This is a genomic window from Streptomyces sp. NPDC058371 (genome assembly GCF_042723265.1).
Lineage (GTDB): Bacteria > Actinomycetota > Actinomycetes > Streptomycetales > Streptomycetaceae > Streptomyces.
This window is the reverse complement of sequence record NZ_JBHXJC010000018.1, coordinates 171,611-185,518: the sequence shown is the minus strand read 5'-3', so window position 1 is coordinate 185,518 and position 13,908 is coordinate 171,611. Positions and strand designations below refer to the sequence as shown.

The 13,908-nt window shown below is 69.0% G+C and carries 5 protein-coding genes, 1 tRNA gene and 1 rRNA gene; 6 read left to right on the top strand and 1 reads right to left on the bottom strand.

Going from position 1 to position 13,908, the window contains the following annotated elements; translation table 11 throughout:
• The 3 genes from rrf to ACFWM2_RS36110 form a co-directional block, all read left to right on the top strand.
• Positions 1-95: ribosomal RNA gene (gene rrf, locus ACFWM2_RS36120) — 5S ribosomal RNA — on the top strand; the annotation flags it as partial.
• A 114-nt stretch (positions 96-209) separates the two neighbouring features.
• Entirely contained in the window at positions 210-872 is a 663-nt protein-coding gene (locus tag ACFWM2_RS36115) for a DegT/DnrJ/EryC1/StrS family aminotransferase (RefSeq protein WP_383289098.1), read from the top strand.
• 83 nt (positions 873-955) lie between these two features.
• A tRNA-Thr gene (locus ACFWM2_RS36110) sits at positions 956-1,031 on the top strand.
• A gap of 62 nt (positions 1,032-1,093) precedes the next feature.
• On the opposite strand, the gene ACFWM2_RS36105 is transcribed toward ACFWM2_RS36110, so the two are convergent.
• Positions 1,094-3,838 carry a SpoIIE family protein phosphatase gene (locus tag ACFWM2_RS36105; RefSeq protein WP_383289080.1) on the bottom strand — a complete coding sequence of 915 codons (2,745 nt, stop codon included), beginning with the start codon at positions 3,836-3,838 and terminating at the stop codon, positions 1,094-1,096.
• A gap of 378 nt (positions 3,839-4,216) precedes the next feature.
• Here ACFWM2_RS36105 and ACFWM2_RS36100 point away from each other — a divergent pair, with 378 nt between their 5' ends.
• From ACFWM2_RS36100 to ACFWM2_RS36090, 3 genes are all read left to right on the top strand, one after another.
• The gene (locus ACFWM2_RS36100; protein ID WP_383289077.1) at positions 4,217-9,718 is read left to right on the top strand and encodes a HAMP domain-containing protein; all 5,502 of its coding nucleotides are present in this window, start codon (positions 4,217-4,219) and stop codon (positions 9,716-9,718) included.
• Between the two features lie 367 nt (positions 9,719-10,085).
• A complete protein-coding gene (locus tag ACFWM2_RS36095) occupies positions 10,086-10,772 on the top strand; it encodes a two-component system response regulator (RefSeq protein ID WP_383289074.1) in 687 nt (228 codons plus the stop codon).
• A gap of 217 nt (positions 10,773-10,989) precedes the next feature.
• Positions 10,990-13,728, top strand: a complete 2,739-nt coding sequence (locus ACFWM2_RS36090) for a DNA translocase FtsK (protein ID WP_383289071.1) — start codon at positions 10,990-10,992, stop codon at positions 13,726-13,728.
• Positions 13,729-13,908: the final 180 nt, after the last annotated feature.

Genomic DNA, 13,908 nt, shown 5'->3' with positions numbered 1-13,908 from the left:
AAACGCCCGGTTACATTCCGAACCCGGAAGCTAAGCCTTACAGCGCCGATGGTACTGCAGGGGGGACCCTGTGGGAGAGTAGGACGCCGCCGAACTAATATTAAGAGAGCTGGTCCCCGAACTTCGGTTCGGGGACCAGCTCTTTTTTGTTGTGCGTCACTTGCAGTTCACATTGCGCCAGCACCATCCGAAGCATGGGTACTGCTGCAATGCTCAGGGCCGCGGGTGTCGGAGCCGGTGACGAGGTCATCGTGCCGGCGTTCGGGAACGTCGAGGTCGCGGAGGCCGTGACGCTGGCCGGCGCGACGCCGGTGTTCGCCGACATAGACCCGGCGACGTACTGCCTCGACGCGAGGGCCGTCGAGGACAGCGTGACCGCGCAGACGGCGGCTGTCGTCGCCGTACACCGCTTCGGGCGGGCGGCCGATGTGGCGAGGCTGCACGAGGTGGGGCAGCGGCACGGGCTGCTGGTGCTGGAACAGGGGGAATCCGAGGCGCCGTACGCCGAGATCGCGCAGCGCAGGGAGCGGGCCGCGTATCTCGACGGGCGGTTGAGCGGCGTGTGGACGCCCGACGGGGGCGACGGGCACACCTATCAGCAGTACGTGGTGCGGGTGCCCGGCAACGGGCGGCCGGACCGGGATGCCTTCGCGCGGGCCGTACGGGCCAAGGGAGTTGACTGCCGGGTGCCGGTGAAGACGCCTGTGCACCGCATGCCCGGGTTCCGTCGGGACGTATGCCTTCCCGAGACCGAGCGGGCCGCGGACGAGACGCTCGCGCTGCCGGTGGACGCATCGTTGACGAAGCGTGAGATGCACCGGATCGTCTCCGCGTGCAATGCGCTCGGTGGACTGCTGCAGCCTGCTTTCTGACGCAGCAGGACTGTTGGGAGCACTCTTCTGTTCGGGGTATGATCTATTCCGTTGCCGCGGGGGAGACCTCGAAAAGGCGACAGGCCCCTATAGCTCAGTCGGTAGAGCGTCTCCATGGTAAGGAGAAGGTCAACGGTTCGATTCCGTTTGGGGGCTCCAGCAGAAGAAAAGGCCCCCGCCCTGATGGGCGGGGGCCTTTTCTCGTATGCCAGTTGTTCCGGTCAGTCCTTGTGGAGGCCGGGGACGCGCATGGCGAGGATCGCCATGTCGTCGGACGGGGCGTCGGAGGCGAAGCGCTCGACCGCGCGCATGATGCGAGCGGCGACCGCGCCGGCGGTCAGGCCCGTGCAGGTGGTCAGGACGTCCGCGAGACCGTCGTCGCCGAGCATGCGGGTGCCCTCACGGCGTTCGGTGACGCCGTCCGTGACGCACAGGAGCACATCGCCCGGGTCCAGGGTGACCGTCTGCTCGTACAGCTCCAGGTCGTCCATGACGCCCAGCAGCGGCTGTGGTTCGGCGGCCGGCTCGACCGTGCCGTCCTGGCGCAGGCGCAGCGGGAGCGGGTGGCCGGCGCAGACCACCTTGAGGACCGCGCTGCCGTCCTCCTGGGGCCACAACTCGCCGTACAGGAGCGTCAGGAAGCGGCTGCGGGCGCCCTCGTCGAGGATCGCGGAGTTCAGGCGCTCCAGGACGGCGGGACCGCCGAAGCCCTCGCGGGCGAGGAGGCGCAGGGCGTGGCGGGCCAGGCCCGTGACCGCCGCCGCCTCCGGACCCGTACCGCAGACGTCGCCGATGGCGAATCCGTAGGCGCCGTCGCGGATGGGGAAGAGATCGTAGAAGTCGCCGCCGACCTCGTTGCCCTCGCCGGCCGCGCGGTAGATGACCTCGACCTCGACGCCCTCGATGTGGGGGAGCTCCGGGGGCAGGAGGCTGCGCTGGAGGGACTGGCTGATGGCCATGCGCTCCGAGTACAGGCGGGAGTTGTCCAGGGCGAGGGCGGCTCGGCGGCTCAAGTCCTCGGCCAGTTCGAGGATTTCCTGGCGGAAGTGTTCGTCCGACGGCTTGCCGAGGGTGAGCATGCCGATGACGCGGTTGCGGGCGACCAGGGGGAGGACGACCGTCTCGCCGCCGACTGCCGCTGCCGTGGCCAGAGTTGTCCCGATGCCGGAGCTCACCCTCGTGTGTTCGCCCAGGCCGAGGCTGCGCATCGAGGTGCGGAGCGCTGCCTGATGGGCCGCTGCCGCAGGGGCCGACCAGACACGGGCGCCCGGGGTGGGGACCGGGTCCGGCGGGGCGATCTTCGAGAGCAGGGCCTTGAGGCCGTCGATGCGTTCCTCGTCCTCGTGCAGGACGTACGACAGGTAGGGCTCGGAGGCCTGGTCGGCGATCGTGTAGACGGCGCACCAGGTGGCCAGGGTGGGGACCGTCATCTGGGCCATCAGGGCCAGGGTCTGGTCGCGGTCCAGTGTGCCGGCGAGCAGGTCCGAGGCTTCGACGAGGAAGGACAGGGAGCCGCGGCGCAGCCGTTCCAGTTCGCCGAGGCGGGCGGATTCGACGGCCAGGGCGATGCGGTCGGCGGCGAACTGGAGGCGCAGGGCCTCCTCGTTGGAGTACCTGCCGGGGGACTCGGCCGCGACGCCGAGCGAGCCGGTGAGGCGGCCCTCGACCTTCAGCGGAACCGTGACGACCGAGCGCATTCCGGTGCCACTGAGCAGGGGTACGGCGCCGGGGACGGCCGTCAGGTCGTCGTGGACGGCCGGCATGCGGGCCGATCCGTAGCGGCCGGGGCCCGCTTCGACGGGGACGCGGGCGAAGCGCTGGCGGGCGGAGGGCAGGCCCGTCGAGGCGCGGACCTCCAACTCCGTCTCGTCGTCGGTGGCCAGCAGCAGGAAGGCGGAGTCGGCGTCGAGCATGTCGCGGGCGCGCTCGACGGTGCGCTGGAGGAGCCCGTCCAGGTCGTCCGGCGCGGGGGAGCCGATGAAGACCTCGAAGGGATCGGCGGTCTGGCCCTCGGGCATCGAGGATGCGTCGGAGGAGGCTCCGCGCAACGGGGTCTGCAGCACTGCGCGTTCGTGGTTGCGGACCAGGAGGCAGACCGTCGAGGGTTCGCCGCCCGTGTCGCGTACGCGGAGATGGGAGGCGTAGACGGGAATGACGCGGCCGTCGGCGTTGCGGATCCCGTAACTGCCCTCCCAGCGCGAGAGTTGGAGGGCTTCGACGATGCCGGTGCCGGTGCCCGGGGTGTGCGGCCAGGCCGCGAGGTCGGTGAGCGGCTTGCCCAGGACCAGCTCGGCGGGGTATCCGAAGAGTTCCTCGGCGTCCTCGTTCCAGGAGGTGAGGGCGCCGGTGCGGTCGATCTGGACGACCGCGACGCGTACCCGGCCGTCGGCGAGGGGGAGGAGCTCGGCGGGGAGGGCGGGGCCGGCGGTGCGGGTGCCCACCTGGCGCTCGGGGAGTTCGAGCTGGAACCAGACCTGCTTGTGGGTGGGCGTGTACTCGACGCCCCAGCGGTCGGCGAGGGCAGCGCAGAGCTGGAGGCCGCGGCCGCCCTCGCGGTCGGGGCTGCCCATGTTGGAGGACGAGCCCTGGAGTGGAATCTCACGTTCTGGGTAGCGGTCCGCCACCTCGATACGTACGCCGTCGTCGCTGCGCAGACACAGGACGTCGGCGGACGTACCCGCGTGCACCACTGCGTTCGTGACCAGCTCGCTGGTGAGGACCACGGCGTCGTCGACGATGTCGGCGAAGCCCCAGCCCTGGAGGGTGTCACGGACGAAGGAGCGGGCGGTCGCGACCGATCGCCCCAAGGGCTCGAAACTGGCGGCCGCGCGCGCGGTGATCACAGCACTCCTTGTCCGGTTGTCGGCGTGCGAGGGTCCGTGGCCCCGCTCCTGCCGGGGCAGGGGCTGGGTCCCCGTAGGCCGGGGATCCTGGGGCTGTCCCCCAGGATGCAGTCCGGTGGTCATGGTGCGGCGCCCCTCCGATGCCTGCCCGCTCGTGCTCGTGCCACCGCCCAGGCCGGACGGAACCGGCATGGCTGGACAGCCGCATGCAAGGTTACTTACCTTCGCCGTCCATGCGGATGCCGGTCACCAGTGTTTCCGTCCGGAGGGTGTGCGGACGATGTGCGAAGCTGCCGAACTGTTATGGCCTGGTTCGGACAGGGTGAAACACTGGGCAGGCTCCATGAGAGGGTCCGGCAGGTCGAGTGCCTTCTCAGTATGCCGAGCAGCGGAACCCCCGAAGAACATGCAGAACACGCAGAACGCGAAGAACCTGGTACGCCGAGCGTAGGTACCTGAGCACGCAGAGCAGTAATGGTCGACCCCTGCGGGAGGGACACAGTGGAGTCTGGCGCAGCGACGCGGGGCACGAAAACGCGCGCGAAAGGCGGACAATCCCTGAGTAACGAGCGCAAACCGCGCAATGGGACCACCGCGGTGGACACGGCTGCCCTGAACCGGCTGCTGGCGGCTCTGGTGTCGATGCGGGACGGCAACTTCCGCAAGCGGCTGACGGTCTCCGGCGACGGTGTGATGTCGGAGATCGCGGCGGTCTTCAACGAGGTCGCCGACCGGAATCTGCAGCTGACGGGCGAGCTCTCGCGGGTCCGGCGCATGGTCGGACGTGAGGGAAAACTCACGGAGCGGCTGGAGACGGGGGCCTGCGAGGGCTCCTGGGCGGCCGCGATCGACGCGTCCAACGCGCTGGTCGACGACCTCGTACGGCCGGTCTCCGAGGTCGGCCGGGTGCTGTCCGCGGTCGCGGAGGGCGATCTGTCGCCGCGGATGGAGCTGCGGGCGCAGGCGGCGGACGGGAACGGGCATCCGCTGCGCGGCGAGTTCCTCAAGGTCGGGCGCACGGTCAACAACCTGGTCGACCAGCTGTCGACGTTCACCGACGAGGTCACGCGCGTGGCCAGCGAGGTGGGCACAGAGGGCAAGCTGGGCGGCCAGGCGCGGGTACGTGGTATGTCCGGTTCGTGGAAGGACCTCACGGATTCGGTCAACACCATGGCGTACCGGCTGACGGCTCAGGTGCGTGACATCGCTCTCGTGACGACGGCGGTCGCCAAGGGCGACTTGTCCCGGAAGGTCACGGTTCACGTGGCCGGCGAGATGCTGGAGCTGAAGAACACCGTCAACACGATGGTGGATCAGCTGTCCTCTTTCTCCTCCGAGGTGACGCGAGTCGCCCGCGAGGTGGGCACGGAGGGTGAGCTCGGCGGCCAGGCGCAGGTGCCGGGTGTGGCGGGTGTGTGGAAGGACCTCACCGATTCGGTGAATCTTATGGCCGGCAATCTGACGGCCCAGGTGCGCGGGATCGCGCAGGTGACGACGGCGGTCGCCAGCGGTGACCTGTCGCAGAAGGTGACCGTGTCGGCGCGCGGTGAGGTCGCCCAGCTCGCCGAGACGATCAACCAGATGACCGAGACTCTGCGGACGTTCGCGGACGAGGTCACCCGCGTGGCGAACGAGGTCGGTGGCGAGGGGCGGCTCGGCGGCCAGGCGAACGTGCCGGGTGCGGCGGGTACGTGGAAGGACCTGACGGACTCCGTCAACACCGTCTTCCGGAACCTCACGACCCAGGTGCGCGACATCGCCGCCGTCACCACGGCGGTGGCCAACGGTGATCTCTCGCAGAAGGTCAGCGTCGAGGTCGCCGGCGAGATGCTGGAACTGAAGAACACCGTCAACACGATGGTCGACCAGCTGTCGTCGTTCGGTGTCGAGGTCACGCGCGTGGCGCGCGAGGTCGGTGTCGAGGGTGAACTGGGCGGCCAGGCGCAGGTCCCGGGAGTGGCCGGTACCTGGAAGGACCTCACCGACTCCGTCAACACGGCGTTCCAGAACCTGACGGGTCAGGTGCGCAACATCGCGCAGGTGACGACGGCGGTGGCCAACGGTGACCTCTCGCAGAAGGTCACGGTGGACGTCTCCGGCGAGATGCTCCAGCTGAAGAACACCGTGAACACGATGGTGGACCAGCTGTCGTCGTTCGCCGACCAGGTGACCCGGATGGCGCGTGACGTGGGCACGGAGGGCCGCCTCGGCGGTCAGGCCCGCGTGGACGGCGTGTCCGGTACGTGGAAGGAACTCACCGACTCCGTCAACTTCATGGCGGGGAACCTGACCTCGCAGGTGCGGCAGATCGCCCAGGTGACGACGGCGGTGGCGCGGGGTGACCTGTCGCAGAAGATCGACGTGGACGCGCGCGGCGAGATCCTGGAGCTGAAGAACACCATCAACACGATGGTCGACCAGCTCTCGGCCTTCGCGGACCAGGTGACGCGGGTGGCCCGTGAAGTGGGTACGGAGGGCCGTCTCGGCGGTCAGGCGCAGGTGCCCGGTGTGGCCGGCGTGTGGCGTGATCTGACGGACTCCGTGAACGGCATGGCCGGCAACCTCACCGCCCAGGTGCGCAACATCGCGCAGGTGGCGACGGCGGTGGCGCGGGGTGACCTGTCGCAGAAGATCGACGTGGACGCGCGCGGCGAGATCCTGGAGCTGAAGAACACCCTCAACACGATGGTGGACCAGCTCTCGAACTTCGCCGAGCAGGTCACGCGCGTGGCCCGTGAGGTGGGCACCGAGGGCATCCTCGGCGGGCAGGCGGAGGTTCAGGGTGTCTCCGGCACCTGGAAGGACCTCACGCAGTCCGTGAACTTCATGGCCAACAACCTGACCATCCAGGTGCGCAACATCGCCGAGGTCACGACCGCGGTCGCCAAGGGCGATCTGTCGAAGAAGATCACGGTCGACGCCAAGGGCGAGATCCTCGAACTCGTCACCACGGTCAACACGATGGTGGACCAGCTCTCGTCGTTCGCGGAGCAGGTGACCCGCGTGGCCCGCGAGGTGGGTACCGAGGGCATCCTCGGCGGCCAGGCGCACGTACAGGGCGTCACGGGTATCTGGAAGGACCTCAGCGACAACGTCAACCTGATGGCCAAGAACCTGACCATGCAGGTGCGGAACATCTCCCAGGTCGCGGCGGCGGTCGCCAACGGTGACCTGACGCGAACGGTGACGATCGAGGCGCGGGGCGAGGTCGCCCAGCTCGCCGACACCTTCAACACCATGGTGAAGACGCTGAGTTCGTTCGCCGAGCAGGTCACGAAGGTGGCCCGCGAGGTGGGTACGGACGGCATCCTCGGCGGTCAGGCGCACGTTCCGGGAGTCGCCGGGACGTGGAAGGACCTCACCGAGTCCGTGAACGGGATGGCGTCCAACCTGACCGGCCAGGTGCGCAACATCGCGATGGTCACCACGGCCATCGCCAAGGGCGACCTGACCAAGAAGATCGACATCGACGCGCGCGGCGAGATCCTCGAGCTCAAGACCACCATCAACACGATGGTCGACCAGCTCTCGTCCTTCGCCGAGGAGGTCACCCGGGTCGCCCGGGAGGTGGGCACCGACGGCCAGTTGGGCGGCCAGGCGCGGGTGCGGGACGTCGACGGCACCTGGCGCGACCTCACCGAGTCGGTGAACGAGATGGCCGGGAACCTGACGCGGCAGGTGCGCGCCATCGCGCGCGTGGCCACCGCGGTGACCCGAGGCGACCTCAACCTGAAGATCGACGTGGACGCCTCCGGGGAGATCCAGGAACTTCAGGACTACATCAACAAGATGATCGCCAACCTGCGCGACACCACCGTGGCCAACCGGGAGCAGGACTGGCTGAAGGGCAACCTCGCCCGTATCTCCGCCTTGATGCAGGGCCGCCGCGACCTCGACGACGTGGCCTCGCTGATCATGAGCGAGCTGACGCCGGTCGTCTCGGCGCAGCACGGCGCGTTCTTCCTCTCCATGCCGCTGGTCGACGGCAAGGACCCGAGCGTCGACGACCCGGAGGCGTACGAGCTGCGGATGCTCGGGTCGTACGGCTACTCGATGGGCTCCATGCCGACCTCGTTCCGGCCCGGTGAGGCGCTGATCGGGACGGCGGCCCAGGAGAAGCGCACGATCCTGGTGGAGAACGCGCCGAGCGGCTACTTGAAGATCTCCTCCGGACTCGGTGAGGCGCCCCCGGCGCAGGTGATCGTCCTTCCGGTGCTCTTCGAGGGGACCGTGCTCGGGGTCATCGAGCTGGCGTCGTTCACCCCCTTCACGCAGATCCAGAAGGACTTCCTCAACCAGATCGCCGAGATGATCGCGACGAGCGTCAACACCATCTCCGTCAACACCAAGACGGAGGTGCTGCTGAAGCAGTCGCAGGAGCTGACCGAGCAACTCCAGGAGCGGTCGGCCGAGTTGGAGAGCCGCCAGAAGGCGCTCCAGGAGTCCAACCTCCAGCTGGAGGAGAAGGCCGAGCAACTCGCTCAGCAGAACCGCGACATCGAGGTCAAGAACACCGAGATCGAGGAGGCGCGGCAGGTCCTGGAGGAGCGGGCCGAGCAGCTCGCGGTCTCCATGCGCTACAAGAGCGAGTTTCTGGCGAACATGTCGCACGAGCTGCGCACACCGCTCAACTCCCTGCTGATCCTGGCTAAGTTGCTCGCCGACAACGCGGACTCGAACCTCACTCCGAAGCAGGTCGAGTTCGCCGAGACGATCCACGGCGCGGGCTCCGACCTGCTCCAGCTGATCAACGACATCCTCGATCTGTCCAAGGTCGAGGCGGGCAAGATGGACGTGTCGCCGACCCGCATCGCGCTGGTCCAACTCGTCGACTACGTAGAGGCGACGTTCCGTCCGCTGACCGCGGAGAAGGGCCTCGACTTCTCCGTACGGGTCTCGCCGGAACTGCCGGCCACGCTGCACACCGACGAGCAGCGTCTCCTGCAGGTGCTGCGCAACCTGCTCTCCAACGCGGTGAAGTTCACCGACTCCGGAGCCGTCGAGCTGGTCATCCGGCCCGCCGGAGCGGACGTACCGGTGGCCATCCGGGAGCAGCTCCTGGAGGCGGGCTCGCTGCGGGACGCGGACGCGGATCTGATCGCCTTCTCCGTGACCGACACCGGCATCGGGATCGCGGCCAGCAAGATGCGGGTCATCTTCGAGGCGTTCAAGCAGGCGGACGGCACCACGAGCCGGAAGTACGGCGGCACGGGACTGGGGCTGTCCATCTCGCGGGAGATCGCGCGGCTGCTCGGCGGTGAGATCCACGCGCAGAGCGAACCGGGGCGCGGTTCGACGTTCACGCTGTATTTGCCGCAGCACCCGAGCGAACTGCCGCCGCAGGGGTACGGGCAGCTCGCGCCGGCGCTGGAGGCCGGCGAGCTGCTGGCCTCGGAGGCGGAGCTGGCCGGGTCCGGCGTCGAGACGCCGGCCGAGGTGAGGTCGTACCACGACACCCAGAACGGGCCCGCCGCGCTCTTCAGGAGGCGCCGCAGGGCGCTGCCCGCGGTGGAGCAGCGCAACGGGCCGGCGGGGCAGCAGGGCGCCTCGCAGGCCTCGGGGCAGGAGCAGTGGGCGTCCGCGGGCCAGCAGGAGCCGTCGCCGCAGCCGCGCAAGGGGATCCACTTCGACAGCGAGAAGGTGCTGATCGTCGACGACGACATCCGCAACGTCTTCGCGCTCACCAGCGTCCTGGAGCAGCACGGCCTGTCCGTGCTGTACGCCGAGAACGGCCGTGAGGGCATCGAAGTCCTGGAGCAGCACGACGATGTGACGGTCGTTCTGATGGACATCATGATGCCGGAGATGGACGGGTACGCGACGACCACGGCGATTCGGCGGATGCCGCAGTTCGCCGGTCTTCCGATCATCGCGCTCACCGCGAAGGCGATGAAGGGCGACCGGGAGAAGGCGATCGAGTCGGGTGCCTCCGACTACGTGACCAAGCCGGTCGATCCCGATCACCTGCTCTCCGTGATGGAGCAGTGGATGCGTGGGCAGTGACCGGCGGGCGGGTCGCTACGCGGTGTCAGCGGCCGATGTGCCGGGACCGGCCGACCGGACTGCCCAATGGGCGGCCCGGGCGGCCGGCGGGAGCGGGCCGGGCGGTCGGCCGGGAGCGGTCGGGTGGTCCGCGCGGGGGCGCCCGACGTGGCATAACTGACGGTGGCTGAAGCCGTGTAGAAACCCGGGATTCGGGGAACCTTCTGGTCTCCCACTACGTTTCTGCTACGTGCACAGTGACATCGCGGTGACAGGGTGTGGCGACAGGCGGGGTGCGGCTACCATGACCGGCACAAGGACGGGCGGCGCAAGGGAGTCGTCCCCTGGGGCGGCGCCCGGTGCACTGCCGGGGCGAGGAGGGCGGGCCATGGTGCAGAAGGCCAAGATCCTCCTGGTCGATGACCGGCCGGAGAATCTGTTGGCGTTGGAGGCGATCCTCTCCGCGCTCGATCAGACACTGGTGCGGGCATCGTCCGGGGAGGAAGCGCTCAAAGCGCTGCTGACGGACGATTTCGCGGTCATTCTGCTGGATGTCCAGATGCCGGGCATGGACGGTTTCGAGACGGCCGCGCACATCAAGCGGCGGGAGCGGACCCGGGACATCCCGATCATCTTCCTGACCGCCATCAACCACGGCCCGCACCACACCTTCCGGGGGTACGCGGCAGGTGCGGTGGACTACATCTCCAAGCCGTTCGACCCATGGGTGCTCCGCGCGAAGGTCTCCGTGTTCGTCGAGCTCTACATGAAGAACTGCCAACTCCGGGAGCAGGCGGCCCTGCTGCGGCTCCAGCTGGAGGGTGGCGGCGGCAAGGCGGCGGTCGGCGAGACCAAGGAACCGGCCGGACTCCTGGCCGAACTCTCCGCGCGGCTCGCGGCCGTCGAGGAGCAGGCCGAGGCGCTGTCCAAACAGCTCGACGACGACTCCGCGGACGCGGCGGCCGTAGCGACCGCGGCCCATCTCGAACGCAAACTCACGGGCTTGCGCAGGGCGCTGGACGCGCTGGAGCCGGGCACGGGCACCGGGGCGGCTTCGCTGCCCTCGCAGAACTGAGCGGTCCCCTCCGGGGACAGGGCGGTTTCCCTTAGCGGCGCCGGTGCGGGACGCGGGGGCGGGGTCTGTCGGGCCCGTCCCGGCGTCTGCGCGGTCCGCACCGGCCGGTGCGGACCCGTGAGCCGGCGTCAGTTCCCGTCCTCACAAAGGGCGACACGAACGGGTGAAGCAGTGGGCACACGTGTCCGCTGTCGTCTCCACCGGTAACCTCACACACATGGCCTCACGTCAGTCCGCAGCCAAGAAGCCGCCCGCGAAGAAGGCGGCCGCTCCGACGAAGGCTGCGGCGAGGAAGGCCCCTGCGAAAAAGGTCGCCGCCAAGAGGGCGCCCGCCAAGAAGGCCGCTCCCAAGCCGGCGCCCAATCCGACCGGGGGCGTGTACCGACTCGTACGCGCCCTCTGGCTGGGTGTCGCGCACGCCGTCGGAGCGATGTTCCGCGGTATAGGGCGGGGCGCGAAGGGGCTGGACCCCGCGCACCGCAAGGACGGTCTCGCACTGCTGCTGCTCGGCATCATGCTGATCGTCGCGGCCGGTACCTGGTCGAACCTGCGCGGTCCGGTCGGCGATCTCGTCGAGATGCTGGTGACGGGTGCCTTCGGGCGCCTCGACCTGCTCGTCCCGATACTGATCGGCATCGTCGCGGCGCGCCTGATCCGGCACCCCGAGAAGCCCGAGGCCAACGGCCGCATCGTGATCGGTCTGTCCGCGCTCGTCATCGGCGTGCTCGGCCAGGTCCACATCGCGTGCGGGGCGCCCGCGCGCAGCGCCGGCATGCAGGCGATAAGGGATGCCGGCGGTCTCATCGGCTGGGGCGCGGCCACCCCGCTGACGTACACCATGGGTGACGTCCTCGCCGTACCGCTGCTCGTGCTGCTGACCGTCTTCGGGCTGCTGGTCGTCACGGCGACCCCGGTGAACGCGATTCCTCAGCGGCTGCGACTGCTCGGGCAGCATCTGGGCATCCTCCAGTCCGAAGAGGACCTGGCGGACCTCGACGAGGACGACGAGCGGTACGACCAGCAGTGGCGCGAAGCGCTGCCTGCGCGCTCCCGCAGGCGCCCGCGCGCCCCTGAGGCGTACGACCCCGAGAACGCGGAGCAGGAGGCGCTCAGCAAGCGCCGTGGCCGTCCCCGGCGCTCGGCCGTGCAGCAGCCCGACATGGACCGCCCGATGGACGCGGTCGACGTCGCCGCGGCCGCGGCGGCGGCGCTGGACGGCGCCGTGCTGCACGGGATGCCCCCCTCGCCGCTGGTGGCCGACCTCACGCAGGGCGTCCGCGTCGAGCGGGACGGGTACGAGGAGACGACCCCGGTCCCGGCCGCCCGCGCGAAGGCGACCCCGGGGGTCAAGGCGACCCCGGCCGCCAGGCCGCCCAAGCAGGAGAAGTTCAAGTCCGACTCGGTGCCCGACCTCACCAAGGCCGCGCCCGACGCGCCCCGCGACCTGCCCCCGCGCGCGGAGCAGCTCCAGCTCTCCGGCGACATCACGTACTCGCTGCCCTCGCTGGACCTGCTGGAGCGCGGCGGTCCCGGCAAGACGCGCAGCGCTGCGAACGACGCCGTGGTCGCCTCCCTGTCGAACGTCTTCATGGAGTTCAAGGTCGACGCGGCCGTCACGGGCTTCACGCGCGGTCCGACGGTCACGCGGTACGAGGTCGAGCTCGGCCCCGCGGTGAAGGTCGAGCGGATCACCGCACTCACCAAGAACATCGCGTACGCCGTCGCCAGCCCCGATGTGCGGATCATCAGCCCGATCCCAGGTAAGTCGGCGGTCGGCATCGAGATCCCGAACACGGACCGCGAGATGGTCAACCTCGGTGACGTGCTGCGCCTCGCGGACGCGGCCGAGGACGACCACCCGATGCTGGTGGCGCTCGGCAAGGACGTCGAGGGCGGCTACGTCATGGCCAACCTCGCGAAGATGCCCCACGTCCTCGTCGCCGGAGCCACCGGTTCCGGCAAGTCCTCGTGCATCAACTGCCTGATCACGTCCGTCATGGTCCGGGCGACCCCCGAGGACGTCCGCATGGTCCTCGTCGACCCCAAGCGCGTCGAACTGACCGCGTACGAGGGCATCCCGCACCTGATCACGCCGATCATCACCAACCCGAAGCGGGCCGCCGAGGCGCTGCAGTGGGTCGTACGGGAGATGGATCTGCGCTACGACGACCTCGCGGCGTTCGGCTACCGGCACATCGACGACTTCAACCAGGCGATCCGCGACGGCAAGCTGAAGACGCCGGAGGGCAGCGAGCGGGAGCTCAAGACCTATCCGTATCTGCTGGTGATCGTCGACGAGCTGGCCGACCTGATGATGGTCGCGCCACGGGACGTCGAGGACTCGATCGTCCGCATCACACAGCTCGCGCGTGCCGCCGGCATCCACCTGGTGCTCGCCACCCAGCGGCCCTCCGTGGACGTCGTCACCGGCCTGATCAAGGCGAACGTGCCGTCCCGGCTCGCCTTCGCCACCTCCTCGCTCGCCGACAGCCGGGTCATCCTCGACCAGCCCGGCGCCGAGAAGCTGATCGGCAAGGGCGACGGGCTCTTCCTGCCGATGGGGGCGAACAAGCCGACCCGTATGCAGGGCGCCTTCGTCACGGAGGACGAGGTCGCGCTCGTCGTGCAGCACTGCAAGGACCAGATGGCGCCGGTCTTCCGGGAAGACGTCACCGTGGGCACCCGGCAGAAGAAGGAGATCGACGAGGACATCGGCGACGACCTCGACCTGCTGTGCCAGGCCGCCGAGCTGGTCGTCTCCACGCAGTTCGGCTCCACGTCGATGCTCCAGCGCAAGCTGCGGGTCGGCTTCGCCAAGGCGGGGCGGCTGATGGACCTCATGGAGTCGCGCAACATCGTCGGCCCCAGCGAGGGTTCAAAGGCGCGTGACGTTCTGGTGAAGGCCGATGAGCTGGATGGAGTGCTTGCCGTGATCCGTGGGGAAACTGAAGCGTAGAAACGGGACACCGGCCGGTCGCCGCACGGGTGAGTCCGCTGATCCCGGGTATTCGAACGTGACTCACCCGTAAGGGATCTGTGAGCAACCGTTTCCCTTCGGCGTACGTCAAGTTGAGGGAGGGGGCAACTACATGCCCCGACATCAGGATGACCGGCCATTCTGATGGCGTAGAAAGTC

Excerpts from the sequence above, each read along its gene's own strand:
- ACFWM2_RS36115 (WP_383289098.1), top strand. The coding sequence starts at position 210 with ATGCTCAGGGCCGCGGGTGTCGGAGCCGGTGACGAGGTCATCGTGCCG.
- ACFWM2_RS36105 (WP_383289080.1), bottom strand. The coding sequence starts at position 3,838 with ATGACCACCGGACTGCATCCTGGGGGACAGCCCCAGGATCCCCGGCCT.
- ACFWM2_RS36095 (WP_383289074.1), top strand. The coding sequence starts at position 10,086 with ATGGTGCAGAAGGCCAAGATCCTCCTGGTCGATGACCGGCCGGAGAAT.
- ACFWM2_RS36090 (WP_383289071.1), top strand. The coding sequence starts at position 10,990 with ATGGCCTCACGTCAGTCCGCAGCCAAGAAGCCGCCCGCGAAGAAGGCG.